Origin of the sequence: Reyranella sp., assembly GCF_017305915.1 — a bacterium.
Classification (GTDB): Bacteria; Pseudomonadota; Alphaproteobacteria; order Reyranellales; family Reyranellaceae; genus Reyranella.
Genome location: NZ_JAFKJN010000005.1, coordinates 293,681 through 318,661, shown reverse-complemented (window position 1 = coordinate 318,661; position 24,981 = coordinate 293,681). Strand labels below are relative to the sequence as shown.

General features: G+C 67.7%; 18 protein-coding genes. 8 read left to right on the top strand and 10 right to left on the bottom strand.

Features of this window, described 5'->3' with window-relative positions; all coding sequences use genetic code 11:
- The first annotated feature begins 49 nt into the window (after positions 1 to 49).
- Complete coding sequence (locus tag J0J01_RS01580; RefSeq protein ID WP_296378377.1) at positions 50 to 1,285, top strand: LLM class flavin-dependent oxidoreductase; 1,236 nt, start codon at positions 50 to 52, stop codon at positions 1,283 to 1,285.
- On the opposite strand, the gene J0J01_RS01575 is transcribed toward J0J01_RS01580, so the two are convergent.
- Together J0J01_RS01575 and J0J01_RS01570 are read right to left on the bottom strand one after the other, a co-directional pair.
- A complete protein-coding gene (locus J0J01_RS01575; RefSeq protein ID WP_296378376.1) occupies positions 1,266 to 1,997 on the bottom strand; it encodes an SDR family NAD(P)-dependent oxidoreductase in 732 nt (243 codons plus the stop codon). The genes J0J01_RS01580 and J0J01_RS01575 overlap by 20 nt on opposite strands.
- 12 nt (positions 1,998 to 2,009) lie before the next feature.
- Complete coding sequence (locus J0J01_RS01570; protein WP_296378375.1) at positions 2,010 to 3,305, bottom strand: FAD-binding oxidoreductase; 1,296 nt, start codon at positions 3,303 to 3,305, stop codon at positions 2,010 to 2,012.
- Between the two features lie 50 nt (positions 3,306 to 3,355).
- Here J0J01_RS01570 and J0J01_RS01565 point away from each other — a divergent pair, with 50 nt between their 5' ends.
- Together J0J01_RS01565 and J0J01_RS01560 are read left to right on the top strand one after the other, a co-directional pair.
- Positions 3,356 to 4,882, top strand: coding sequence for an FAD-dependent monooxygenase (locus tag J0J01_RS01565; protein ID WP_296378374.1), 1,527 nt, complete (start codon positions 3,356 to 3,358; stop codon positions 4,880 to 4,882).
- Positions 4,879 to 6,045 carry an FAD-dependent oxidoreductase gene (locus J0J01_RS01560; RefSeq protein ID WP_296378373.1) on the top strand — a complete coding sequence of 389 codons (1,167 nt, stop codon included), beginning with the start codon at positions 4,879 to 4,881 and terminating at the stop codon, positions 6,043 to 6,045. Before J0J01_RS01565 ends, J0J01_RS01560 begins: the two co-directional genes overlap by 4 nt.
- An 85-nt stretch (positions 6,046 to 6,130) precedes the next feature.
- On the opposite strand, the gene J0J01_RS01555 is transcribed toward J0J01_RS01560, so the two are convergent.
- From J0J01_RS01555 to J0J01_RS01540, 4 genes are read right to left on the bottom strand one after another with little or no spacing between them, the layout of a single operon-like run.
- Entirely contained in the window at positions 6,131 to 6,484 is a 354-nt protein-coding gene (locus J0J01_RS01555) for a TfoX/Sxy family protein (RefSeq protein ID WP_296378372.1), read from the bottom strand.
- 37 nt (positions 6,485 to 6,521) lie between these two features.
- A complete protein-coding gene (locus tag J0J01_RS01550) occupies positions 6,522 to 7,607 on the bottom strand; it encodes an adenylate/guanylate cyclase domain-containing protein (protein ID WP_296378371.1) in 1,086 nt (361 codons plus the stop codon).
- Complete coding sequence (locus J0J01_RS01545; RefSeq protein ID WP_296378370.1) at positions 7,604 to 7,990, bottom strand: response regulator; 387 nt, start codon at positions 7,988 to 7,990, stop codon at positions 7,604 to 7,606. The genes J0J01_RS01550 and J0J01_RS01545 overlap by 4 nt, the downstream gene beginning before the upstream one ends.
- 3 nt (positions 7,991 to 7,993) lie before the next feature.
- The gene (locus J0J01_RS01540) at positions 7,994 to 11,884 is read right to left on the bottom strand and encodes a GAF domain-containing protein (protein ID WP_296378369.1); all 3,891 of its coding nucleotides are present in this window, start codon (positions 11,882 to 11,884) and stop codon (positions 7,994 to 7,996) included.
- 144 nt (positions 11,885 to 12,028) lie between these two features.
- On the opposite strand from J0J01_RS01540, the gene J0J01_RS01535 reads away from it, so the two are divergent.
- Both J0J01_RS01535 and J0J01_RS01530 read left to right on the top strand, forming a co-directional pair.
- Positions 12,029 to 12,511, top strand: coding sequence for a VOC family protein (locus J0J01_RS01535; protein WP_296378368.1), 483 nt, complete (start codon positions 12,029 to 12,031; stop codon positions 12,509 to 12,511).
- A gap of 89 nt (positions 12,512 to 12,600) precedes the next feature.
- Complete coding sequence (locus J0J01_RS01530; RefSeq protein ID WP_296378367.1) at positions 12,601 to 15,444, top strand: UPF0182 family protein; 2,844 nt, start codon at positions 12,601 to 12,603, stop codon at positions 15,442 to 15,444.
- 16 nt (positions 15,445 to 15,460) lie between these two features.
- Here J0J01_RS01530 and J0J01_RS01525 read toward each other — a convergent pair whose 3' ends face one another.
- A complete protein-coding gene (locus J0J01_RS01525) occupies positions 15,461 to 15,607 on the bottom strand; it encodes a hypothetical protein (protein WP_296378366.1) in 147 nt (48 codons plus the stop codon).
- A 12-nt stretch (positions 15,608 to 15,619) separates the two neighbouring features.
- Positions 15,620 to 18,814, bottom strand: coding sequence for a hypothetical protein (locus J0J01_RS01520; protein ID WP_296378472.1), 3,195 nt, complete (start codon positions 18,812 to 18,814; stop codon positions 15,620 to 15,622).
- A gap of 86 nt (positions 18,815 to 18,900) precedes the next feature.
- Here J0J01_RS01520 and J0J01_RS01515 point away from each other — a divergent pair, with 86 nt between their 5' ends.
- Both J0J01_RS01515 and J0J01_RS01510 read left to right on the top strand, forming a co-directional pair.
- Positions 18,901 to 20,553 (top strand): tetratricopeptide repeat protein, encoded by a 1,653-nt coding sequence (locus tag J0J01_RS01515; RefSeq protein ID WP_296378365.1) that lies wholly within the window; start codon positions 18,901 to 18,903, stop codon positions 20,551 to 20,553.
- 264 nt (positions 20,554 to 20,817) lie between these two features.
- Entirely contained in the window at positions 20,818 to 22,116 is a 1,299-nt protein-coding gene (locus J0J01_RS01510; RefSeq protein ID WP_296378364.1) for an extracellular solute-binding protein, read from the top strand.
- Between the two features lie 107 nt (positions 22,117 to 22,223).
- On the opposite strand, the gene J0J01_RS01505 is transcribed toward J0J01_RS01510, so the two are convergent.
- The gene (locus J0J01_RS01505) at positions 22,224 to 23,198 is read right to left on the bottom strand and encodes a tripartite tricarboxylate transporter substrate binding protein (RefSeq protein WP_296378363.1); all 975 of its coding nucleotides are present in this window, start codon (positions 23,196 to 23,198) and stop codon (positions 22,224 to 22,226) included.
- 8 nt (positions 23,199 to 23,206) lie between these two features.
- Entirely contained in the window at positions 23,207 to 23,953 is a 747-nt protein-coding gene (locus tag J0J01_RS01500; RefSeq protein WP_296378362.1) for a phytanoyl-CoA dioxygenase family protein, read from the bottom strand.
- A gap of 67 nt (positions 23,954 to 24,020) precedes the next feature.
- Here J0J01_RS01500 and J0J01_RS01495 point away from each other — a divergent pair, with 67 nt between their 5' ends.
- Positions 24,021 to 24,782 (top strand): hypothetical protein, encoded by a 762-nt coding sequence (locus tag J0J01_RS01495; protein ID WP_296378361.1) that lies wholly within the window; start codon positions 24,021 to 24,023, stop codon positions 24,780 to 24,782.
- The last annotated feature ends 199 nt before the right edge of the window (positions 24,783 to 24,981 follow it).

Here is a 24,981-nt window from a genome sequence, read left to right as displayed (position 1 = left end):
CGCTCCGCGCTTCGCGCTCCGGTCGGGACGACAGTGGAGGGCGTGATCGATGAAGTTCGGCATCTTCTACGAGCACCAGCTCCCGCGGCCGTGGGGCGAGCGCAGCGAGTACCAGCTCCTGCAGGATTCGCTCACCCAGATCGAGCTCGCCGACAAGCTCGGCTACGATTACGCTTGGGAGGTCGAGCACCACTTCCTCGAGGAGTACTCGCACTCCTCGGCGCCCGAGGTGTTCCTCGGTGCCGCCAGCCAGCGCACCAAGCGCATCCGGCTGGGCCATGGCGTGATCCAGCTCACCACCAACCAGCCGCATCGCGTCGCCGAGAAGGTGGCGACGCTCGACCTCTTGTCTGGCGGCCGGGTCGATCTCGGCATGGGCGAGGCGGCGGGGCCAGCCGAGCTGCATCCCTTCAACATCCGCGTGCGCGATAAGCGCGAGCGCTGGGAGGAGGCGGTCAAGGCGATCGTCCCGATGTTCAGCCGCGAGAGCTGGGAGTTCCACGGCCAGTATTACGACTTCCCGGCGCGCAACGTGATCCCCAAGCCCCTGCAGAAGCCGCATCCGCCGCTGTGGGTCGCCTGCTCCAACATCGCGACCATCGGCAAGGCCGGCGAATGGGGCATGGGCGCGCTGGGCTTCACCTTCGTCACGCCCGAGGCGGCGCGCGCCTGGGTTCACAAGTACTACAACAACCTGCTGAACAACCAGGCCAAGCTCACCGACTATCCGAGCAATCCCAACGTCGCGATGGTGTCGGGCTTCATGTGCGCGGCCACCGACGAGGAGGCCGAGGCCAAGGCCGCCGGCTGGACCTTCTTCATCTTCGCGCTGAGCTATTACGGCCGCAAAGGCGTCGATGCGCCCGGCACCTCCGACCTGTGGAAGGAGTACCAGAGCTGGAAGGGCGGCCCGGAGGAGAAGAAGGCGCTCGAGTCAGGGCTGATCGGCTCGCCCGAGACCATCCGCCGGAAGCTGCGCCAGTTCCAGGCGAGCCGCGTCGACCAGGTGATCCTGCTCAACCAGGCCGGCAAGACCAGCCATCAGGACATCTGCGATTCGCTGGAGCTGTTCGCGAAGGAAGTGATGCCCGAGTTCCACGCGGCCGAGTCAGAGCACGCCGAGTGGAAGCGCAAGGTGATCGCGCGCGAGATCGTGCTCGAGGATCTCGACGTCCAGAAGTACGACATCTACAGCCATCAGAACGAGCACATCGTCCGGCTCACGCCGGAGCAGCTCAAGGCCAAGATGGCCGAGAAGGAAAAGGCTAGATCGGCAGGCGATTGAGGATCGGCCGCGGCAGGTGCCGCACGATCAGCATGATCCAGCGCCATAGCCCCGGGGCATAGACCGTCGTCTTGCCGCGCCGGATGGCATCGACCGTGATCTGCGCCACCTGCTCGGGCGTCGCCAGCCGCTGGCCGGCGGCCTTCATGTGCGTCGTCATCGGCGTGTCGGTCGGGCCGGGCTTGATCAGCACCACCTTCACGCCGCTGCCGAACAGGCGGTGGTCGAGCCCCTGGGCGTAGCGCGTCAGCAGGGACTTGGCGCCGCCGTAGATGTAGTTGGCGCGCCGCGTCACGTCGCCCGCGACCGAGCCGATGATGGCGATGGTGCCGCGCCGCGCCTGGGCGAAGGGACCGGCGAAGGCCTCGGCGAACAGCACCGGCGACACGGCGTTGATCTGCAGCACCTGTTCGGCGCTGGCGATGTCGAGCGCGTCCTGGCCGAGCGGCATCCAGCCGTGGGCGATCAGCACGATGTCGACCGCGCCTCCGGCGAGGGTGGCGTCGGCGAAGGCCTTGATCGCCGCGGGATCGAAGAACTCCGGCGTCGCCAGCGACACCGATTTGGCGCCGCGCACCGTGAGGTCGGCCGCGATCTTCTCGAGCTTGGCTGAATCGCGCGCCATCAGCACGAAGTCGGCGCCCTCGACGGCCCACAATCGGCAGCAATGCTCGGCGATGGCCGATGTCGCTCCGATGACGACGATCCTCATGGCTTGGTCCTTTCAGCTTCCCATCAGCCGGCGCGACAGGCCCGAGCTCATGCCCGGATCGCGATGGGCCGCGAAGGCCGCGAGGTTGGGATAGGTGGCCTCATACAGCGCCCGCGGCATGCGCGCATCCTTGGCCGGATAGAGGCGGCCGCCGGCGGCCTGGACGATCTCGTCGAGGCGGGCGAACAGGCCTGATGCGGCGCGGCTGTTGCGGAAGTCGAGCGCCAAGGTCGCGCCCTCGCGCGGGAAGCTCAGCAGGCCGGCCGGCGGGCGGGCGCCGAAGGTCTTGAGCACGGCGAGGAAGGAGCCTTCGCCCGACCGGGCGATGGCATCGAGCATGTCGCGCGTCGCCCCGAGCGCGCCTGCGCGGGGCACCACGCTCTGGTACTGGAAGAAGCCCTTCGGGCCGTACAGCCGGTTCCAGTCGAGGATCGAATCGAGTGGGAACAGGAACGGCTCGTAATGCACGACCCGCACGCCGGTGCGACGCCGGCTTAGGCAGTAATAGAGGGCGTTGAACGGCCGGAGCGACAGCCCGTTGACCATCGACACCGGCGGCGTGATCGGGATGCGGCGCGAGCGCTCGTGCCACGGCCGGCCAGTGCCGCCGGATGAGGGGCGCGCGCGCATGAACAGGCCGCGCACGCTGCTGCCCGAGGTGCAGTCGATCCACGACACGGTGTGCTCCCACGCCGCTTCCGATTCGTCGGACAGCGCGAAGAAATCGTCGAGCCCCGAGAACGCCACCGTCTCGGCCTCTAGCCAGGGGCCGCCGATCGGGCGCAACTGCAGCTCGGCCTCGGTGATCAGGCCGGTGAGGCCGAGGCCGCCGACGGTCGCGGCGAACAGCTCGGGGTTCTGGTCCGGCCCGCAGTCGATCGTCTCGCCGGTGGTGCGCACCAGGCGCAGCCGGCGGACATGCTCGCCGAAGGTGCCGACCACGTGATGGTTCTTGCCGTGCACGTCGTTGGCGATCGCGCCGCCGACGGTGACCCATTGGGTGCCCGGTACGACCGGCAGGTTCCAGGCACGGGGAATCATCAGCCGTGAGATGTCGCGCAGCACGACGCCGGCCTCGCAGGTCAGGCGCCCGGTGTCGGGATCGAAGGCGATGAAGCGGTCGAGGCCCACCGTGCGCCACAGCACGCCGCCGGCATTGAGGCAGGCGTCGCCATAGCTGCGCCCCAGGCCATGGGCGATGCCCGGATGATGGCCGGCGAGGGCGGGGGCGACCGCATGGCGGTCGGTGAGCTCGACGACGTCGTGGGGCGCGGCCCCCAGACGGCCCCAGGACGAGACAGGCCTCATGTTTGCGCCACTATAGACCACCGGAGCGGGCCGCTGCATCTTGCTTGGCAGTGAAGCATGTTCCGGTCCTGATTGCGGGCGGCGGCCCGGTCGGTATGACGCTCGCGCGCACGCTCGCCTCGTTCGGCGTGCGCTGCCTGCTGGTCGAGCGCCAGCCTTCGACCACGCGGCATCCGAAGATGGACATCACCAACGGCCGCTCGATGGAGCTGTTCCGCCGGCTCGGGCTGGTCGACAAGCTGCGCGCCGTCGCCGTGCCGGAGGAGAACAATTTCGACGTCGCCTGGATCACCACGCTGACCGATCGGGAGCTGCACCGCTTCCGCTATCCCAGCGTGGTCGAGAAGCGGGCCGAGATTCGGGCCAGGAACGACGGCACCCAGCCACGCGAGCCCGCGATGCGGGTCAGCCAGGTGATGATCGAGCCGGTGCTGCGCGACGCCATCCTGGACGATCCCCTAGTCGACGCGCGCTGGGGCGTGGCCTTCGAGGACTTCGTGCCGGACGCGACCGGCGTCACCTGCATCCTGCGGGTCGTTGAAACCGGAGCGACCGAAACCGTGCGCTGCGATTACCTCGCGGGTTGCGACGGCGGCTCGTCGATCGTGCGCGACAAGCTCGGCATCGGGCTCGGCGGCAAGGCCAATGTGGCGCATCGCTACATGGTGCATTTCCGCTCTGACGCCCGCGACATCCTGCAGGCCTTCGGCATCGCCTGGCATTACCAGAGCGCCATGGGCACCCTGATCGCGCAGGACGACAAGGAGACCTGGACCCTGCAGATGCGCATGCCGACGGAGGGCAACACCGACCCCAACGCCGTGCTCGACGCCTGGGTTGGCCGGGGCGACTTCGCGCGCAAGATCCTGGTGGCCAATCCCTGGTTCACCAACCTGCTGCTGGCCGACCAATACAGCCAGGGCCGCGTGTTCCTGGCGGGCGATTCGGCGCACCAGTACATCCCGACTGGCGGCTACGGCATGAACACCGGCATCGGCGACGCCGTCGATCTCGGCTGGAAGCTCGCCGCGGCGGTGAAGGGCTATGCCGGGCAGGGCCTGCTCGAGTCCTACGGTCGCGAGCGGCGGCCGGTCGGCAATCGCAATCGCCTGGCGTCCGAGCGCCACACCGATGTCCGCCTGAAGATCGCCGAGCTCTACAAGAACGAGCGCGATCCGGAGGCGCTGGCGCGCGGCATCGCCGCCTTGGGCAATGCCGAGAACGAGAGCTGGGGCATCGAGTTCGGCTATCGCTACGACGGCGTCGAGCCCAACTCGGTCGTCTACGAGCCGACCACCGCGCCGGGCGCGCGCCTGCCCAGTGTCTTCCTGCGCGACGGCTCGGCGCTCTACGACCGGCTCGGCCGCTGGTTCACCCTGCTGCGCTTCGGCGATGCGGACCCGTCGCCGCTGATCGAAGCCGCGCCGGTGCCGGTCGAGATGGTGATCGTCGACGATCCGTCGATCGCCCCGATCTACGAGGCGAAGCTGGTGCTGGTCCGCCCCGACACCCACGTCGCCTGGCGCGGCGATCGCTGCGACGACGGGGCGGCAGTCTGGCGGAAGGTGCTGGGATGAGGATTGCGGTCATCGGCGGCGGTATCGGCGGGCTGTCGGCGGCGCTGCATCTGCTGCGCGCCGGCTTCGACGTCCGGGTCTACGAGCAGGCGCCGCGCATCACCGAGATCGGCGCCGGCATCCAGATCAGCCCCAACGCCTCGCGGCTGTTGATCCGGCTGGGGCTGAAGCCGGCGATGGATGCGGCCGGCGTGTTCCCGCAGGCGGTGCACCAGCGGCGCTGGGACGATGGCCGCACCCTGCAGCGTGCGCCGGTCGGCAAGCCGATCGAGGAGACCTTCGGCGCGCCGTACTACCATTTCCATCGTGCCGATCTCGCCAACCTGCTGGCGGCGGCACTGCCGGCCGAGCGGGTGCATGTCGGCCACAAGCTCGTCGACCTCGAGCAGAAGGGCGGCCGCGTCACCGCGCGCTTCGAGGACGGCGCATCGGTCGAAGCCGACCTGCTGGTCGGGGCCGACGGCATCCACAGCAAGGTGCGGCACGTGCTGTTCGGTCCGGAGAAGCCGCGCTTCACCGGCTGCGTCGCCTGGCGCGGGCTGGTGCCGGCCGAACGCGTCCGCCATCTCGGCATCGAGGTCGCCTCGCACAACTGGATGGGGCCCGACGGCCATGTCGTGCATTACTGGGTCTCGGCCGGGCGCTTCATGAACGTGGTCTGCGTCACCGAGCACGGCGACTGGACGCCCGATAGCTGGACCGACAAGGGCAATGTCGCCGACACCACGGCGCGCTACGAGGGCTGGCATCCGATGGTGCGTGGCCTGATCGCGGCGTTCCCGGAAACGTACATCTGGGCCTTGCACGACCGCCTGCCGCTGCCGCAGTGGACGGCGGGCCGCGCCACGCTGCTGGGCGATGCCTGTCATCCCATGCTGCCCTTCATGGCGCAGGGCGCGGCGCAATCGATCGAGGACGGCGCGGCGCTGGCATCGCTGCTCAAGGCGATGCCCGACGACGTGCCCGGGGCGCTGCTGCGCTACGAGGCGATCCGCAAACCGCGAGCGACGCGCCTGCAGGAGGCGAGCGCCAACAACCGCACGCGCTTCCATCTGCCCGACGGCCCCGCGCAACAGGCGCGCGACCAGGCGATGGCCGCGTCAGGCGACCGCTCGATCGGCAACATAGGCTGGCTATACCTTCACGACGCCGCGGCGGTGTAGGGGCGGCGCACTGGCATCGAGCCGCCGACCGGCAGCGCCACCTTGTAGGAATTGCCCGAGGCGCCCAGGCAATGCAGCCGATAGGTCATCGTTTCGGTTTCCTCTTCACCGCGACGCGACGCGCCGCCGCCAGCGCCGCCCGGCCCCAGTCGACCAGCTCGTCGGGCTCGTCCATCAGGCGATCCGGCACGCGCCAGAAGGCAAGGTCGATCATCTCGCCCTTCTTGCGGTAGTTGAGCGGCGGCGAGGAACGGGCCTCCTCGAACGTCGCCTGGTTCTGCTCGTCGACGCGGAAGTAAAGCGTGTTCTCCGTCACCATGCCGAACATCACGCCGCCGCAGAACACGCCGCTCTTGCCGAACATGCGCCGCAGGGTGACGCGGCCGAGCGGTGCGAGCTGCTCGGTCAGGAACTCGGCAAAGTCGGGACTGGCCACCATCGCAGGGATGGTAGCCGCGAATTCCTGCCAGCGCGCGTCAGGATTCGACGCGGGTCCAGATACGGATGGTGCCGGTCCGGCCGCGCAGCTCGTGCTCGCCACGGTCGGCCAGCCTGACCGGCAGGGTAGCCGGATCACCGCCGATCTGCTTCAGGATCGCGTCCGATACCACCAGCGGGGTCTTGAACTCGCGGGTCAGGCCCTGCAGGCGGCTCGCGATGTTCACCGTGTCGCCAATCACCGTGAAGGCGAGGCTGTGCTCGGTGCCGACATCGCCCATCACCGCCGGGCCGTAGTTCAGCCCGATCCCTGTCGCGAGCGGCAGCTCGCCCGAGGCTGCGCGTTCGGCGTTCCAGGCCTCGAGCGCCGTCAGCATCAGGCCGGCGCAGCGCAGCGCGGTCAGCGCATCGTGCGGGCTGGCGTCGGGCAGGCCGAACACCGCGAAGATCGCGTCGCCGATGTATTTCTCGATGGTGCCGCCACAGGCGAAGATCGCGTCGGCCATGCGCTGGTGGAACTCGCGCAGCAGGGCGACCACCGCCTCCGGCGGCATCGCCTCGGCCATGCGGGTGAAGCCGACGATGTCGACGAACAGCACCGCCACGGTCTGGCGCCGTACCGGCCCGAGCGGCTCGTCGCTCTCGGCCAGCAGGTCGACGAGGTTGGGCGAGAAATAACGCGCCAGGTTGGAGCGCGCCCGCTCGGCCTCGGCGCGCTGCTGGTCGAGCGCGCGGATTTCGGCGATGGTCTCCAGCGTCTTGTCGATCGTCACCTCGAGGTCGTTGAGGTCGACCGGCTTGGTCACGAAGTCGAAGGCGCCGCGATTCATGGCGGTGCGGATATTCGCCATGTCGCCATAGGCCGACACGATCACCGCGCGGGCGGGCGAGCGGCGGGTGCGCATCTCCGACAGCAGGGTGAGGCCGTCCATCACCGGCATGTTGATGTCGAGCAGCAGCAGACCGATATCGGGCTCCTCGGCGAGCACCGCGAGCGCCTCCTCGCCATGGCGGGCGAAGCGGAAGGCGAGCTCGCCCTTGCGGATGCGCTGGCGAAAGCGCTGCTTCAGCAACAGTTCGAAGTCCGGCTCGTCGTCGACGGCGAGGATCTTGGCAGCGCTCATGAGGCCGCGCGCAGCTGCTGCAGTTGCTGCTTCAGCAGAGCGAAGTCGACCGGCTTGGTGACGAACTCGGCGGCGCCGAACTCGCTCGCCTTGCGCCGCCGCTCGTCGTCGCCGTAGGCGGTCACCATGATCACCGGCAGCTCGGCGTGCCGCTCCTTGACCTTGCGCAGCAGGCCGAGCCCATCCATGCCCGGCATGTTGATGTCGGAGAAGATCACGATCAGCTCGGGCCGGATGCCATCGGCGAGCTTGTCGAGCGCTTCCTCGGCCGACTGCGCGAAATGCATGACATAGGCGCCTTGCCGCACCTCGCGGCGGAACTGCTGTCGGAAAAGCTCGGCGACGTCGGCCTCGTCGTCGACGACCAGGATGCTGACGCTCATTGACTACGCTCTCTTTGCTGAAGCGACCCGAGGAATACGCGGCAATCGCACGGTGAATTCGGTGAACCTGCCGACCTCGCTTTCGACCTCGATCGAGCCGCCATGCTGCTGCGTGACGATGTCGTAGCTGATCGACAGGCCCAGACCGGTGCCTTCGCCGGTCGGCTTGGTGGTGAAGAACGGCTGGAACAGCTTGTCGCGCACCTCGGCCGGGATGCCGATGCCGTTGTCGCGTACCCTGACCTCGACCCGGTCGCCGAGATCGCGCGTCGAGACCTTGATCGCCGGGCGGAACCCCGCCTCCCTGGCGAGGCGGCGCTTGTTGGCGGCGTAGAAGCCGTTGCCGAACAGGTTGAGGAACACGCGCGTGACGTCCTGTGGCACGACCTCGATCGGCTTGCCCGCCGCCTCGAAGTCGCGCTCCAGGGTGACGTTGAACTCCTTATCCTGGGCCCGCGCGCCGTGATAGGCGAGGTTCAGCGCCTCCTCGACCAGCGCGTTGATGTCGGACGCCTGCCAGTCGCCTGAGCCGCCGCGCGAATGCGACAGCATGCTCCTGACGATGCCGTCGGCGCGCTTGCCGTGCTCGGCGATCTTGCCGAGGTTGCCGGTCAGCAGGCCCATCGTCTCGCCGAGCTCGGCGCGCTTGTCCTGGTCGAGCGTCTCCAGCGCGGGCCCGGCGATCTCCTTCAGCTCGTCGAGCAGCTCGACCGAGAGGCTCGCGAAGTTGTTGACGAAGTTCAGCGGGTTCTTGATCTCATGGGCGATACCGGCGGTGAGCTGGCCGAGCGAGGCCATCTTCTCCGACTGCACCAGGTTAGCCTGCGCCGCCTTGAGCTGCAGCAACGCCGCTTCTGCCGCATCGCGCGCGGCGCGGATATTGGCCTCGGCCTTCTTGCGCTCGGTAACGTCGCCGTAGATCAGCACGGCGCCGCCGTCTGGCACGGGGTTGTTGCGCACCTCGAGGATACGGCCGTTGGGCCGCGTCCGCTCGGCCGACCATTGCTGGTCGAACCGGGCGCGGAAGCGGGCCATCTCGGCTTCGACATCGACGACCGGACCGACCTCACCGCGCTCGATCAGCAGGCGAACGTAGTCGTCGAGCGTAGGCCGCTCCGCCAGGAAGGCATCGGATACGTCTAGCATTTCCTGGAAGTTGCGGTTCCAGGCGGCGAGCCGCCGGTGAGCGTCGAACATCACGACAGCGTCGCCCATGTTGTCGAAGGTGACGCGTAGCTCGCTTTGGCGCTCGCGCAGCTCACCCAGCAGACGGGCGTTCTCGATCGCGATCACCGCCTGGTCGGCGAACGTCTTGATCAGCGCGATCTGGCGGTCGGTGAAGGCCTCGACGTGGTCGCGCAGCACGGTGATGACGCCGATCACCTCGCCCTCGCGCAGCAGCGGTACCGACAGCACCGTCTGGTGGGCGGAGATCTGGCGCGGCACCGCGAGCTCGGGATCGGCGCTCTGGTCGAGGACATGGACGGCCTGCTGCGTGACCATCGCGCGGCCGGCGCAGGTCGACCGGTCGGGGGCGATGATGCGCGTGCGCAACCAGGCATCCTCGGCGGGCGAGGTGCCGATCGAGGCGGCGTAGCGTATCTGCCCGTCGCGCCGGATGCTGACATCGCCTTTCTCGACGCCGAACAGGCGCGCCGCCGCCGCCAGGATGGCGTTCAGAACCGGCGTGAGGTCGGAGGTCGAGCGGCTGATCACCTCCAGCACCTCGCTGGTCGCCGTCTGGTAGTCGAGCGATTCCCGCAGCTCCGTGAACAGCCGGACATTCGAGAGGGCGATCACTGCCTGGGCCGCGAACGCCTCGAGGAGCGCAATCTGGCGGGCGGCAAACGGCCCGGGCTCGGGCTTGCGCAGCAGCACGCCACCGATCGCCACACCTTCGCGCATCATCGGCGTCGCGATCGCTGCCTTGAAGCCATGCGTGGCTGCCAGCTCGCGTGCGGCACCCCATTCGGCGGGATCCAGCATGTCCATGTCCGGCAGATGAATGGTGCTACCGTCGAGGATGGCGCGGCCGATCGAGTTGGTACGGTCGAGCGGCCGGGCCACGCCCAACGCGGCCGTCAGATTTCCCTCGTGCGCCGTGTGCATGTAGTGATTGCCTTGGCGCAGCGTGATCACCGCATCGGTGGCGCCGCAGAAGCGCTGGGCGGCCTTGACGACCACGTCGAGCACAGGCTGCACGTCGGTCGGTGACTGCGAGATGGCGCGCAGGATCTCGGCCGTTGCGGTCTGCTGTTCCAGCGCCTCGCGCTGCTCGGTCAGGAGGCGCGCGTTCTCCATGGCGATGACGGCTTGCGCTGCGAAGTCCTGCAGGAGCGCCACCTGCTTGTCGCTGAAGGCGCGCACTTCGCGGCGGTACATGACGATGACGCCGATGAGCCGGCCGTCCTTGCGCAGGGCCACGAAGATAGCGGTCTTCGCGCCGCCGATATCGACCAGCGCTGTCGCGCCCACGAACCCCGAACGGTAGACGTCGGTGTTGGCGAGATCGACCAGCTGCACGACCGACTCCCCGGCCGCGAGACGGCCCAGGCCCGAATTGGGCGGCGGCGACTGGATTTGCCGCGTCGTCGCGATCAGCTCCGCCGGCACCCCGAGGTCGGCCGCGGGCTCGAAGAGCTGTCCGTCGAAGCGGCCGAAAATCCCAAAGGCCGCCTCGCAAAGATGCATCGCCTTCTCGAGCATGGCACCGAACACGGGCTCGAGGCTGCCGGGCGAGGTGTTGATGACCTGCAGAACCTCGGCGGTCGCCGTCTGCCGCTCGAGCGCCTCGCGCAGCTCGGTGAACAGACGGACGTTCTCGATCGCGATTGCCGCCTGGGCGGCGAAGGTTTCGAGCAAGGCGATCTGGCGCGACGTGAAGGCGCCGGCGTCGCGGCGGCGTAGGCAGATGCAACCGATCGCCCGGCCGTCCTTCAGCATCGGCGCGTTGAGCTGGGCGCGGAAGCCGTGCTGGATCGAATTTTCCCGGATCGACCGGTAGGCCGCCTCCGCATTCGGAGCCAGCGTGTCGGGAATGTGGGTGATACGCGCCTCGACGATGGTCTGCGCCCGTGCCGTATTGCGGGCGTCCAGCGCGTCGCGGTAGCCGAGCGGGTGGGCGGATAGCGGCCCCTCGTGGGCGCTCGACACCATCTCGTCGCCATCTCGCAGGAAGACGTGGGCGTCCTCGGCGCCGCAGAAGCCCACCGCCGCCTTGGCCACGGCCGTCATGACCGGCGCGATGTCGGTCGGCGATTGCGAAATCACGCGCAGGATATCGGCTGTCGCGGTCTGCTGCTCGAGCGCCTCGCGCTGCTCGGACATAAGGCGGGCGTTGCCCATTGTGAGCGCCGCGTGGCCGGCGAACGCCTCGACCAAGGCGATCTGCGCCTCCGTGAACGGCCGCACCTCCTGGCGGTAGAGAATGAACACGCCGATCGGCTCGGCCTCGCTCATCAGCGGCACCTGCAGGATGGTACGAATGCCGCCGAGCTCGACGCTCGCTACCGTCATCGGCAGGCGCTCCACGAGATAGGACTCGGACCGGGCGAGGTCGAGCGTCTGGGCAGATTTGCCGGCTGCAAGAGCGCGGGCCGTGGTGCTGCCCGGATGAGGCGGTTGGGGGGTCTGCCAGAACGCGACGAGCGGGGCGGGGCCGTTGAGTTGCGCGAGCATCGACAGGCGATCGTTCTCGTAGCTCAGCAGCGTGCCGAATGCAGCGTCGCAAAGCGCCATCGCCTTGCCGATGATCAGGTCGAACACGGGCCGGAAATCAGCGGAAGAGGCATTGATCGCGCGCAGCACCTCGGCAAGCGCCGCCTGCTGCTCCAGCGCCTGGTCGCGTTCGGCGCGCGCGAGGGCGAGCTCGCGCTCCAGCGCGTCGCGTGTCATTGCGTCCAGTCCCGCACCCATCGGCCTCCGTCGCCCTCCCTAAAGGCAGGGCAGAGTACATTCCCTCGAGGGGGGATTAGCCAAATTATTTAGAAATCCCGCGCGAAGAATGTCAGATGATGTGAATTCGCGGGAGGACGAAAAATGATCGAAGTCAACGGCATGGCGCACGTGATCCTGACGGTCAGCAGCTGGGACAAGGCGCACGCCTTCTACGGCGGGCTGCTGCCGTTCCTCGGCCTGAAGAAGGTTTACGACGGCAACAACTTCCTCTATCACGTAGGCGGCCGCACCGCGGTCGGCATCCAGCGCTGCGCGCCCGAGCACGAGGGCCGGCGCTTCGAGCAGAACCGCATCGGCCTGCACCATCTCTGCCTGCGCGCCCGCAGCCGCGAGGATGTCGACAAGGCGGCGGCGAAGGTGAAGAGCCTCGGCGGCCGCATCGATCGCGGGCCGCTCGAGGGCGACTGGGCGCCCGGCTACTACTTCTTCGTGTTCGAGGACCCCGACGGCATCCGGCTCGAGATCAACCACATCCCGGGCAAGGGCCTGCTGGCGACCGATCCGCCGATCAACCCCAGCAGCGACCCCGACTGGGACCAGAATTCCGGCCCGCCGCGCTTCTGAATCGGCGGCCTGGCTGCCTTCGTCGGTTGATTCATGTCGACGCAGGTCGGAGAATTGCGGCGTTCACTACAGGGCTTGAGACAGGCCCGATGTTCACATCCGCCTACCTGCTCGCGATCGTCGTGACGGCCGTGCCGCTGGCGATGGCGTTGTCGCGACTGGTGCCCGGCCAGAGCCTGACGCTGCATCGCATCTATCGCGACCTGCTGCGGATCGGCGCCGTCGTGCTGGCGATCATCCTGCTCGAGGTCGCCTTCGACATCTCGCTGCAAAACTATTGGTTCAGGGAGCTCGGCCAACAATACCGCTACTGGCTGGGCCTCGGGGTGCGCATCGGCATCTTCATCGCGGTATTCGTCGTCATAGGCTTGTTCGCCGGGGCCAACCTTCGGCTGCTGGCGCGGGACATACCCGGCTTGCCGCGCAGTGCACCGTGGCTGGTGGGATTCCTGTTCGCCGCGATCGTCGCTTTGGGGGCCACCTCGTTGTGGATGCCGGTCCTCGCGTTCCTCGGGGCCACGCCGTCGGGCTCAGTCGACCCCGTATTCGGTAAGGACCTCTCCTTCTATCTGCTGGAGCTGGCGCTATACGATCGCCTGGTTGGCTTCGCTTACGTCGTGCTGCTCGTTGCGCTCTTCGTCTGGGGAGGCTGGGGGCTGATGATGTACCAGGCGCCGCCGTCTTCGCCGCTCGGCTTTGCCCCCCTGGCGTCGCCGGCGAGAGGTCATGCGATCTGGGTGACCGGCACCAATCCCCTGCGCTTTCGCGGTCCTTTCCCGCTCCGCTGGCTGCGCCAGGGCGCAATGCTTGCGGCCCTGTTCTGCCTCGCCGGTGTCGCCGGCCGCGTGCTCGGCCGCTATCACCTGGTGATCGACGGCCATTCGGAGGTCGTGGCCGGCGCTTCCTACGTCGACGTCGAGTACTGGATCCCGGTCTACGGCGTGATCATCGGCTGCTGGCTCGTGGCTGCGCTGCTGTTCGCGGCGGCAGCCCTGTCGGCGAAGATCTGCGCCTGGCTTCTCGCAACGCCAGCGCGCTGGGCAGGCGCTGCGGGCGCACTCATGTCGGTCGCCCTCGTGGCCGGCATGACGCCCGGTGCGGTCGAGCGGGTCTACGTCCAACCCAACCAGATCACTCTGGAGCAGCCGTATCTGGTGCGCAGCATCGCGGGCACGCGCCGCGCCTTCAATATCGAGGCACCGACGCTGGAAGAGCGAGAATTCGCCGTCTCCACCAGGCCGCTGAAGTCGGCCGATCTCGAGGCCAATGCGGCGACCCTGCGGGACGCGCGCATCTGGGACTGGCGCGCACTGGAGCCGCAGCTCCAGCAGATCCAGGGACTGCGTCCCTACTATCTGTTCTCCAAGGTGGACATCGATCGATACGTCATCGACGGCGCCGAGCGGCAGGTGATGCTGACCGCACGTGAGCTTGACGTCGCGCGGCTGCCGGCGGCGGCCCAAGTCTGGGTCAATCTGGCGCTGAAATACACGCATGGCTACGGCGTCGTTGCAGCGCCCGTCGGCGAGGTCGGAGCCCGCGGCAATCCGGTGACATGGGCGTACGATATCCCGATCGAGGCCAAGGGCAGCCTCGCCGTCAGCCAGGGGCAAATCTACTACGGTCGGCTGGCGCGCGATCGCGTCTACGTGCACACCACGGAGAAGGAGTTCGACCATCCCAAAGGCGACGCCAATGTCGAGACCGAGTATCGCGGCACGGGCGGAGTGGCGGTGTCGAGCTTCTGGCGCAAGCTGGTGGTGGCGCACGAGTTCGACGGCCTGCATCTCTTCATCTCGGGCTACTTCACGCCGCAGAGCCGTGTGCTCTTCCGGCGCAATGTCGTCGACCGCGTGCGGCAGCTCGCGCCTTTCCTGAGCTTCGACCGCGATCCGTACATCGTCGCCGACGGCGACCACTACTCGTTCATCGTCGACGCCTACACGAGCTCGTCAAATCATCCCTACAGCGAGGCCTACGAGGGGTCGAGGACCGAGTTCTACGGCCATAATTACCTGCGCAACTCGGTCAAGGCGGTTGTCGACGCATACAACGGCTCCGTAGCCTTCTATGTGTTCGACGACAGCGATCCGATCATTCGCGCCTGGCGCCGCATGCTGCCAGACCTGTTTCGCGACGGCTCCGCCATGCCGGAAAACCTGCGTCGCCATATCCGCTATCCCGAGGACCAGTTCGTCGTGCAAGCCGAAATCTACGGCACCTATCACATGACCAACCCGACCACATTCTACAACCGCGAGGACCGCTGGCAGGTGCCGCGCCAGCTCCATCGCGACCGCGAGATCGAGATGGCGCCGTACTACGTGATGGCCAAGCTGCCGGGCGCGGAGCGCCCGGAGTTCATGCTCATGCTGCCGATGGCGGTTTACGGCAAGAACCAGATGGCCGGCTGGCTCGCCGGCCTCTGCGACGGAGCCAAGTACGGCAAGATGGTTGCCTTCAGCTTCCCCAAGGGCCGCTTCGTCGACGGCCCCGCCCAGGTCGAGTCGCGCATCAACTCCGACGCGCGCTTCTCCGCTAATCTCACCTTGTGGGACCAGCGCGGCTCGCGGGTGATCCGCGGCAACCTGATCGTTCTGCCTCTGGTCGGGGAGCAGATCATTGCGATCGAGCCGATCTACATCGAGGCCGAGCAGACCAGGATTCCTACCTTGACCCGCGTAGTCATGGCGCAACTCTTTCCGGACGATGAGCGGATCGAATGGGCGCCGAGCCTGAAGGAGGTGCAGGCCCTGTTGGTCGGCGAGCCGCCGGTAGCGCCGGCCGCCGCCGCCGCGTCGGCATCAGGCAGCCAGATCGTCCAGGCCCGGGCGATCTTCGAGGAGATGCGCAAGGCCTATGCCTCCGGCGACTTTGAGCACTACGGCAAACTGCTGCGCGAGCTCGATCGTGTGCTCGCGCCGCAACAGTAGCCGGTGAACGCCCGCACTATTGGCGATGGCGGAGGCCGGCGCTCCGGCGGCGCCAGTACACGAAGGCCGCGATCACGATCGCCAGCACGACCAGCCACAGGATCTCGGTCGAGCCGTCGCCGTTGTCGGGCGAGAGGCCGAAGAGTCGCTCGATGAAGTCCATGATTCTCCCCCTTCAGGCTACCGTGATGTGGCGCACGCGGGCCTTGGCGAGCGCCTTGTCGAGCTGGGCGATGTCGCCGGCCACCAGCGCCTCGAACTTCGCGACCTCGCTGTCGACCTTGGCCATGACCTCGCGCGAGACCTCGCGGGTCTGCTCGGTCGGCGCGGCGTCGGCCGTGGTGGTCATGGCGATCATGTCGAACAGCGTGTCGTTGAGGCCGGCCGGGTTGCGCAGCACGTCGCGCACCGACTTGCGCTGCGGGTCGACCATCACCTGCTCGATGGTGTCGAGCTTGCCGACGAGGGCGTTGGCGCGGTTGCGCAGGGCGCGTTCTGACTTCTCCGTGCGCTCGGCGACCTCGGCCAGCCGCCGCTTCATGCGGCGCAGCCGGTTGAGCGCCTCCTTGAGCTTGCTGAGCGACGCCACCAGCTCCTTGTGCAAGGCGAACTGCGCCGCGTAGTCGGCCGTCGTGGTCGAGAGCCGCGGGTCCTTGACCACGGTGAACTTCACCGACTGGGTCTTGCCGGCGACCGCGAGATCGACGCCGTAGCTGCCGGGCACCACGGTCGGGCCGGGCGGATTGTCGGGATCGGGCACCAGCGGCTTGGGCCGCGCCGGGGCGAGCGAATAGTCGATCTTGCTCGGGCCGGGATAGCGCATGTCCCAGACGAAGCGGTTGAGGCCCGCCTTGGTGTCGGGCTTGCGCGCCGGCGGGGCATCCTTCTCGGTGCTCGAGAAGGTGGCGATCTTGCGCCCGGCCGAATCGCGGAAGGTCAGCGTGACGCCGTCCTTCGCCTCCTGCGCCAGCCAGTACCAGACGATCGCGCCGTTGGGCGGGTTCTCGCCGACATCGAGATGCTCGCGCACCCGCGTGCCGTCGGGCCGCTCGACCATCACCGTGCTGCCGTCGATGCCGAAGGCGGGGCCGTAGGCGATGCCGGTGCGCACGTTAGCGCCGGCGCTCCAGTGCAGCTTGGTGCGGGTGGTGGTGCGCGGCGCGACCAGCCGCGTCGTCCGGCGGCCGTCGGCCCCCTTTGCGGATGATAGGGCACGCAGGGCGCTGACATCGTCCAGGATCCAGAACGAGCGGCCGTGCGTCGCCGCGACCAGGTCGGCGTCCTTGAGCTTCAGGTCATAGACCGGCGTGTTGGGCAGGCCGGTCATGCGCTGCCAGGTGGCGCCGTGGTCGAGGCTGAAATGGATGCCGGTCTCGGTGCCGACGAACAGCAGGCCTTTGGCCACCGGATCGGCGCGCACCACGCGGGTGATCTCGTCCTTCGGCAGGTTGCCGTTGATCGCAGTCCAGCTCTTGCCGCCGTTGGTGCTCTTGAACAGGTAGGGCTTGTAGTCGGCGAGCTTGTAGCGCGTGGCGGCGACGTAGACCGTGTCCGGATCGTGCGCCGAGACCTCGACGCAGCCGACATAGGCGAGCTCGGGCATGCCCTTGGGCGTGACGTCAGTCCAGCGCTTGCCGTCGTCGCGCGTCACATGGACCAGGCCGTCATCGGTCGACGCCCAGATCTCGCCCCTGCGATGCGGCGATTCGACGACCGAGGCGCAGGTCGCATGGACCTCGGCGCCGGCGCTCTCGCGGGTGATCTGGCCGCCCGAGGCGCCCTGGCGGGCGCGGTCGTTGAGGCTGAGGTCCGGCGAGATGCGCTGCCAGCTCATACCCTGATCGCTGGTGCGGAACACGCAGTTGCCGCCGGCATAGAGCGTCTGCGGATCGTGCGGCGAGAACACGATCGGGAAGGTCCAGGCGAAGCGGTATTTCAGATCCCTGGGCGCGATGCCGGTCGACTCCTCCGGCCAGACATTCACCAGCTGGATCTGGCGCGTGCGATGGTCGTAGCGCTGCAAGGCACCGGCGCCGCCGGGCGAGGAGCCGATGGCGCCGACATAGACCACGTTGTGGTCGCGCGGATCGACGGCGATGAAGCCCGATTCGCCGGTGCCGGGATAGGAGCAGTCGGCCAGCGTGATCACGCCCCATTCCGACGCGCTCGGCACCGAGATCGAGGTGTTGTCCTGCTGCGTGCCGTAGACGCGGTAGGGATACTGGTTGTCGATGTCGATGCGGTAGAACTGGGCGGTCTTCTGATTGTAGATCGTCGACCACGAGCCGCCGGAATTGAACGAGACGTGCGCGCCGCCGTCGTTGCCCTCGATCATGCGCGTGTTGTCGTTGGGATCAATCCAGAGATCGTGGTTGTCGCCGTGGCGGGTCGAGACCTCGGCGAAGCTCATGCCGCCGTCGGTCGACTTCCACATCTGCAGGTTGGTCACGTAGACGGTGTCGGGGTGCTGCGTGTCGGCGAAGACGTGGGTGTAGTACCAGGGCCGGTGCATCAGGTCGCGGTCGGGTGAGACCATGGTCCAGCGCATGCCGAAATCGTCAGAGCGGTAGAGGCCGGTCTTGTCGCCTTCGGCTTCGATCAGCGCCCAGACGCGGCCCTGCTTCGCCGGCGAGATCGACACGCCGATCTTGCCCAGCATGCCCTCGGGCAGGCCGGGCTTCCTGGTGATCTCCTCCCAGGTGTCGCCGCCGTCGGTGCTGCGGAACAGGCCGCTGCCCGGCCCGCCGCTCGATATGTTCCAGAAATTGCGCTTGGCTTCCCAGATCGAGGCGAACAGCAGCCGCGGGTTGGTGCGATCCATGGTGAGGTCGATCGCGCCCGAGACGTCGTTGCGGAAGAGGACGCGCTGCCAGCTCTTGCCGCCGTCCTTCGAGCGATAGACGCCGCGCTCGTCGTTCGGCCCGAAGATGTCGCCCAGCACCGCGGCGTAGACGAGGTCGGGGTTGGTCGGGTGGATGACGACGCGGCCGATGAACTTGCTGTTCTTCAGCCCGCTATGGCTCCAGCTGCGGCCGGCGTCGCTCGATTTGTAGATCCCGTCGCCGTAGGAGACGTCGAGGCGGATCGCCGTCTCGCCGGTGCCGGCATAGATCACGTTGGGATCGCTGGGCGCCACCGCGATCGAGCCGACCGCCGAGCTGCCCATGAAGCCGTCCGATACGCAGCGCCAGAACACGCCGCCATCCTCGGTCTTCCAGATGCCGCCGGCGCAGGCGCCGAGATAGAAGACCATCCGGTTCACCGGATCGCCCGAGACCGCGACCACTCGGCCGCCGCGCGGCGGGCCGATACAGCGCCATTTGAGGGAATCGAAGGCGGACCCGTCCGCTGGCGTCGGCTTACGCGGCATCACGGGGACCAACCGTAGGCAGATGCGCATCGCAACGCAATCGGCTTCCCGCTAGAGTCGGCTGGCACGGACCAGGGAGAAGACCGATGACCGACTACTACGATCTGGGGGCCTATTCGCGTCGCATCACGACGACGTCGCCCGAAGCGCAGGTCTGGTTCGACCGCGGCCTGAACTGGCTGTACGGCTTCAACCATGCCGAGGCGATCAAGTGCTTCGGCAAGGCGCTCGAGCACGACCCCGAGTGTCCGATGGCGCACTGGGGCGTCTCCTATGCCGCCGGACCCAACTACAATCTGCCCTGGTACCTCTACGATCCGCAGGGCAAGGCGCAGGCGCTGGGTGCATCGTATGACGCCATGAAGGCGGCACTTGCCGTGGCCGATCGCGCCATGCCACCCGAGCGGGCGCTGATCGAGGCGCTGAAGGCGCGCTACCCGCAGCGCGATCCGATCGAGGACCAGCGGCCGTGGGACAAGGCCTTCACCGCCGAGATGCGCAAGGTGTTCGGCACCTTCTCGAGCGACCTCGACATCGGTTGCGCGCTGGCCGACGCCATCATGAACGAGACGCCCTGGAAGATGTGGGACGTCGACGCGAGCGATGCCGCCGAGGGCGCCGGCACCAAGGAAGTGGTCGGCCTGCTCGAGGGCCTGTTCGCCAATCGTCCGGCGTCGTGGGACCATCCCGGCCTGCTGCACCTCTATGTCCATCTGATGGAGATGTCGCCGTTCCCGCAGCGCGCGCTGCGCCAGGGCGACCGGCTGCGCGATCTGATGCCCGACTCCGGGCATCTCATCCATATGCCGACCCACATCGACATCCTGTGCGGCCACTATCACAACGTCGTCGTCTATAACCAGAAGGCGATCGCGGCCGACCGCAAGTATCTCGCGCGCGAAGGCGCGATGAACTTCTACACGCTCTATCGCAGCCACAATCATCACTTCGTGGTCTACGGCGCGATGTTCCTCGGCCAGTTCGCGCCCGCAATGGCGGCGGCGCAGGAGCTGATCGACACCACGCCCGAGGCGCTGCTGCGCATCCCGTCGCCGCCGATGGCCGACTTCACCGAGGCCTATCTCGGCATGAAGCAGCACGTGCTGGTGCGGTTCGGCAAATGGCGCGAGATTACCGCCCAGGAGCTGCCGGCAGACCGCGACCTCTACTGCGCCACCACGGCGATGATGCTTTACGCCAAGGGGCTGGCCCATTCAGTGCTGGGCGAGATCCCCGAGGCGGTGAAGGCGCGCGCGGCTTTCCTCGAGGCCAAGGCGCGGGTGCCCGATACGCGCCTGCTGCACAACAACAAGGTCGTCGACCTGCTCGACATCGCCGCGGCGATGCTGGACGGCGAGCTCGAGTACCGGCGCGGCAACTTCGACGTGGCGTTCGCCCATCTGCGCCGTTCGGTCGAGCTGCAGGACAGCCTGGCCTACGACGAGCCGTGGGGCTGGATGCAGCCGGCGCGGCATGCGCTGGGGGCGCTGCTGCTGGAGCAGAACCGCCTGGCCGAGGCCGAGGCGGTCTACCGCGCCGATCTCGGGCTCGATCTCAAGATCAGCCGGGCGCGGCACAACCTCGACAATGTCTGGAGCCTGCACGGCCTGCACGAATGCCTCATCCGGCGCGGCGACACGATCGAGGCGCCGGCGATCAAGGCGCGGCTCGACCTGGCCCAGGCCCGCGCCGACATGCCGGTGCGCGCCTCCTGCCTCTGCCGGCGGCAGGCCGCCTGACTGCGGCCTCCTCAATCGGGCGATAGCCGGAACGATATGACGCGCCCCTGCAGTGGCGCGCCCCCGGCGTAAGCGCTAGGGTGCGGGCGCTGTTGTACAGCGTAAGTGCGTAACAGCGTCCGGGGCCCGCGTTCGCCGTCGTTCCGCCGACGACCGGATCCCTACGAAACGACCAAAAATCCGTAAGCGTCAGTCGCGTGCGCAAGCGTTCCTTAACAGGGAGGACGTTCTATGCCGCCATCAAAACTGTCTCGTCGTGGAGTCGTGGCCGGAGGCGCTGCCCTCGGCCTCGCTGCGCCGTTCGTGCGCAGCGCCAATGCAGCTGGGAGTCTGACCATCGGGTTGTGGGACCACTGGGTGCCCGGCGCCAACGATGTCCAGGAAGCCCTCATCAAGGAATGGTCAGCGAAGGAGAAGGTCGACGTCAAGGTCGACTTCATCACCAGCCAGGGCAACAAGCTGCTGCTCACGCTGTCGGTCGAGGCGCAGGCGCGCTCCGGCCACGACATCATGGAGTTCACCAACTGGGAATCGGCGCAGTTCAACCAGGCGCTCGACAACCATGACGACGTGGTCCAGCAGGTCGTCGCCCAGAACGGACCGATCGATCCGGCCGTGGAATATCTCGGCAAGTACCAGGGCCATTGGCTCGGCGTACCGATGACGCGCGGAACGCTGCTGCTCGGCTGCACCGTGCGCTTCGACATGCTCAAGGAGTATGCCGGCGTCGACTACCAGGCGCTCTATCCCGCCGGCAAGCCGCCCAACGACGCGAGCTGGACCTGGGATGCCTTCCTGGTCGCGGCCGAGAAGACCCAGAAGGCCGGGCACGGCTTCGGCCTGCCGCTCGGCAACACCACCGACACCAACCAGTGGGTCGGGGCGCTGTTCCTCGCCTACGGCGCCGAGCTGATGAATGCCAAGGGCGATATCACGGTGAAGAGCGATGCGGTCAAACAGGTGCTGGAATACGGCAAGAAGATCGCCGGCTTCTGCACGCCCGACGCGCAGGCCTGGGACGACGCCTCGAACAACAAGTGGCTGATCTCGGGCAACGGTTCGCTGATCTTCAATCCGCCGTCGGCCTGGGCGGTCGCCAAGCGCGACGCGCCGCAGGTCGCCGAGAAGTGCTGGTTCGGCGGCTTCCCGAAAGGGCCGGCCGGCCGGTTCAACCCGATCCTGCCGCGCTTCTACGGCGTCTGGAATTTCTCCAAGAACAAGCCGGCGGCCAAGAGCCTGCTCGCGTTCCTGGCGAGCCGGCAAGCCGCCGAGAAGCAGGTCGCGGCGAGCCAGGGCTACGACATCCCGCCCTATCCGAAGTTCACCGACTTCAAGACCTGGGAGGAAGAGGGGCCGCCCAAGGGCGCGCTGTCGCACTACCCGATCAAGGGCGGCGACCAGAAGGCGGGCGTCGTCTGTTCGCCGGCGCCGCCGCTGATCGCCGCCCAGATCTGGGCGCAGGCGATCCAGGCGCAGATGATCGTCCGCCACTTCAAGGGCGATTCGATCCAGAAGGTCTCCGACTGGGCGGCGATGGAGCTCGAAGGCTTCAAGCGCACGTAATCATTCACCTCCCCCGTCATACGGGGGAGGCAGGGAGGGGGAAGGCCCCAAACCCGTCGCGTCGCTTTCCCCCACCTCGATCCTCCCCCGATGACGGGGGAGGAAGGCTAAGTCGGCTTGATGTTGGCGGCGCGGATCACCTTGCCCCACTTCTCGGTCTCTTCGGCGAGGAACCTGCCGAACTCGGGCGGCGTCATCGTCATCGGCACGCCGCCGAGATCGAGGATCTTCGCCTTGATCTTGGCGTCGGCCAACGCGGTGGCGACGCCCTTGCCGAGCTTGTCGACGATCTCGCGCGGCGTGCTCGCGGGCGCGCCGAGGCCGGCGAAGGCCGAGGTCTCGTAGCCCGGCACGAACGTCGCGATCGGCGGCACATCGGGTAGCAGCTCGAGCGGCTGCGGCGTCGACACGCCCAAGGCCCGCAGGCGGCCGTTGCGGACATGGTCGATCGACGACGGCAGGTTGTCGAACATCACCTGCACCTGGCCGCCCAGCAGGTCGGCCAGCGCCAGCGGCGCGCCGCGATAGGGCACGTGCTGCATGTCGACGCCGGCCATCATCTTGAACAGCTCGCCGCTGACATGCGCCACCGAGCCGGTGCCGGCCGAGCCGTAGTTGATCTTGCCAGGATGGGCCTTGGCGTAGGCGATGAACGCCGCGCCGGTTCTGGCCGGGAACGACGGATTGACCACCATCACCTGGTAGACGCGGTAGATGCCGGCGACCGGCGCGACGTCGCGCAGCAGGTCGAAGGCGAGCTTGTCGTACAGCGTCGTGTTGATCGGGTTGTTGGCGCCGATCACCAGCAGCGTATGGCCGTCCGGCGTGGCGCGCGCGACGCCCTCGGCGGCGATGTTGCCGCCGGCGCCCGGTTTGTTCTCGACGATGAACTGCTGGGAGAACTGCTCCGACAGCGACTGCGCGACCAGCCGGGCCAGGATGTCGATCGACTGGCCCGCGGCATAGCCGACCATCATGCGCACGGGTTGCGCCGACCAGCTTTGCGCCCGGCTGCGGCCCGCGATCATCGGCGTCGCGAGCACGGAAGCGGCCAGGCGCTGGAAGGTTCGGCGGCGCAGCATCGATCACCTCAGGGGCGGCGGAAGAACATCCAGGGGTTACGCATGAACGCTTCGCGCGCGCTGGCTTGGCGGGCCGGATCCCACAACGGCTGGGCGGCGCGGCGCTGAAAGAACATATCGCGCCGGGCATCGGTTGTATTCGCCGACGTGCCGTGGGCCAGGAAGCTGTGCGCGACGACGATGTCGCCGGCTTCTAGACGCGGCACCGTCATGGGCGCGCGCAGGAACTGCCTCTGGCCGCTGAGCTTGACCTCGCCCCAATGGACGGGAGCGTCCGTCGGTTGCTGCTTGAACAGCGCGGCGAACTGCTCATGACTGCCGGGCAGCACGTGGAAGCTGCCGGCGGTGTCCGAGGCAACGTCCGTCAGCGCGACGCCCAGCAGCACGTTGAACACGCCCAGCGCTTCCTGCTGGCCGCCGTCGATATGGAAGTTGCGGCCGACACGGCCCTTGGTCGCGAAGCCGGGGAAGGTCGCGGCGAGCTGCACGTAGTCGACCGGCGGCGCGCTCTCGAGGATCTCCAGGGTCAGCGGATCGAGCACATCGGCGACCAGCGCCATGAAGGCCGGCTCGCGGCAATAGCGGATCTCGCGCCAGGATTCATTCTTCGAACGCTCCCAGCCGTCTGGGAATGCGGCATTCAGCCGATCTGCGGCCTCCTGCGCCGCGCGGAGCGGCCCCGCGGCGATCGCGCCCGAGACGATCGTGTAGCCGTCCCGCCTCAGCGCCTCCCAATGTGTTTCCTCGAACACCATGTCGGATTCTCCGCCCTGTGCTAGGCTGAGGGCAAGGCCCCCAAGCCAGAAGCCAGCGGAGGAAGCCATGAACGATTTTGCGACCCTGTCGCAGCGCGCCGACGAGCACGAGGCCCGGATGGCGCGCGAGCTCGACACCGTCTTCATCAAGTCGCGGCTGCACATGTACGCCGAGGGCACGATGGACCCGCCGCCGAGCGCCGGCGCGCTGCTCAAGGGCAAGCCGAACGGGCGCGTGTCGATGGTCGACGATCCGCGCCTGCCGGCGATGCCGGAGAAGCCGACGCTGGTCGACTTCTTCAAGCTGCGCTTCGGGCCGTCGATGCACCTGCTGCAGAGCGCCCATCACGCCCGCAAGAACGGCCTGCCGGAGAACATGATCCTGGCCTGCCTGCTGCACGACATCTCGGTGGTCGGCTTCATCCGCGGCGACCACGGCTACTGGGGCGCCCAGCTGGTCGAGCCCTATGTCGACGAGGAAGTGACCTGGGCGATCCGCGCCCACCAGGTGCTGCGCTTCTATCCCGATCCGGCGGTCGGCTACGAGTATCCCAAGAACTACACCGAGTGGATGGGCGCCGACTACGTGCCCGACCCTTACGTCGAGGAGGACTACAAGCGGATGCGGGCGCACAAGTGGTACATGTCCGGCCGCCAGATCACGCTGAACGACATCTACTCGTTCGACCCCAACCTGCATCCCGTGCTCGAAGAGTTCACCGACATCATCGGTCGCAACTTCAAGCAGCCGAGCCAGGGCCTGGGCTACGACAACAGCCCGGTCGCGCACATGTGGCGCGCCATCATCCGGCCGGCGAAGTACCTGTAGGTAAGCGCAAGGAGGGGGTAGCGCCTAGCGCTAACTGCGCCAACTCGCGACAAGTGCCGGAACTGCCGCCTCCTGCCACGCGGCGTGGCAGTCGTTTGGTGCAGGCGGGCCGGCATTTTCGGCCTGTCCTGCCACTCTGCCCGCACCCCCTCTCCGGGGGCACAAATCCACCCGTCCCTCGCGCGCACGAGCCAGCGCA

Coding starts and splice junctions, on each gene's coding strand:
- J0J01_RS01545 (WP_296378370.1), bottom strand. CDS start 7,990: ATGAGCGTCAGCATCCTGGTCGTCGACGACGAGGCCGACGTCGCCGAG.
- J0J01_RS01505 (WP_296378363.1), bottom strand. CDS start 23,198: ATGCTGCGCCGCCGAACCTTCCAGCGCCTGGCCGCTTCCGTGCTCGCG.
- J0J01_RS01570 (WP_296378375.1), bottom strand. CDS start 3,305: ATGAGGCCTGTCTCGTCCTGGGGCCGTCTGGGGGCCGCGCCCCACGAC.
- J0J01_RS01530 (WP_296378367.1), top strand. CDS start 12,601: ATGTTCACATCCGCCTACCTGCTCGCGATCGTCGTGACGGCCGTGCCG.
- J0J01_RS01550 (WP_296378371.1), bottom strand. CDS start 7,607: ATGAGCGCTGCCAAGATCCTCGCCGTCGACGACGAGCCGGACTTCGAA.
- J0J01_RS01525 (WP_296378366.1), bottom strand. CDS start 15,607: ATGGACTTCATCGAGCGACTCTTCGGCCTCTCGCCCGACAACGGCGAC.
- J0J01_RS01495 (WP_296378361.1), top strand. CDS start 24,021: ATGAACGATTTTGCGACCCTGTCGCAGCGCGCCGACGAGCACGAGGCC.
- J0J01_RS01560 (WP_296378373.1), top strand. CDS start 4,879: ATGAGGATTGCGGTCATCGGCGGCGGTATCGGCGGGCTGTCGGCGGCG.
- J0J01_RS01520 (WP_296378472.1), bottom strand. CDS start 18,814: ATGCCGCGTAAGCCGACGCCAGCGGACGGGTCCGCCTTCGATTCCCTC.
- J0J01_RS01575 (WP_296378376.1), bottom strand. CDS start 1,997: ATGAGGATCGTCGTCATCGGAGCGACATCGGCCATCGCCGAGCATTGC.
- J0J01_RS01500 (WP_296378362.1), bottom strand. CDS start 23,953: ATGGTGTTCGAGGAAACACATTGGGAGGCGCTGAGGCGGGACGGCTAC.
- J0J01_RS01580 (WP_296378377.1), top strand. CDS start 50: ATGAAGTTCGGCATCTTCTACGAGCACCAGCTCCCGCGGCCGTGGGGC.
- J0J01_RS01535 (WP_296378368.1), top strand. CDS start 12,029: ATGATCGAAGTCAACGGCATGGCGCACGTGATCCTGACGGTCAGCAGC.
- J0J01_RS01540 (WP_296378369.1), bottom strand. CDS start 11,884: ATGACACGCGACGCGCTGGAGCGCGAGCTCGCCCTCGCGCGCGCCGAA.
- J0J01_RS01555 (WP_296378372.1), bottom strand. CDS start 6,484: ATGGTGGCCAGTCCCGACTTTGCCGAGTTCCTGACCGAGCAGCTCGCA.
- J0J01_RS01515 (WP_296378365.1), top strand. CDS start 18,901: ATGACCGACTACTACGATCTGGGGGCCTATTCGCGTCGCATCACGACG.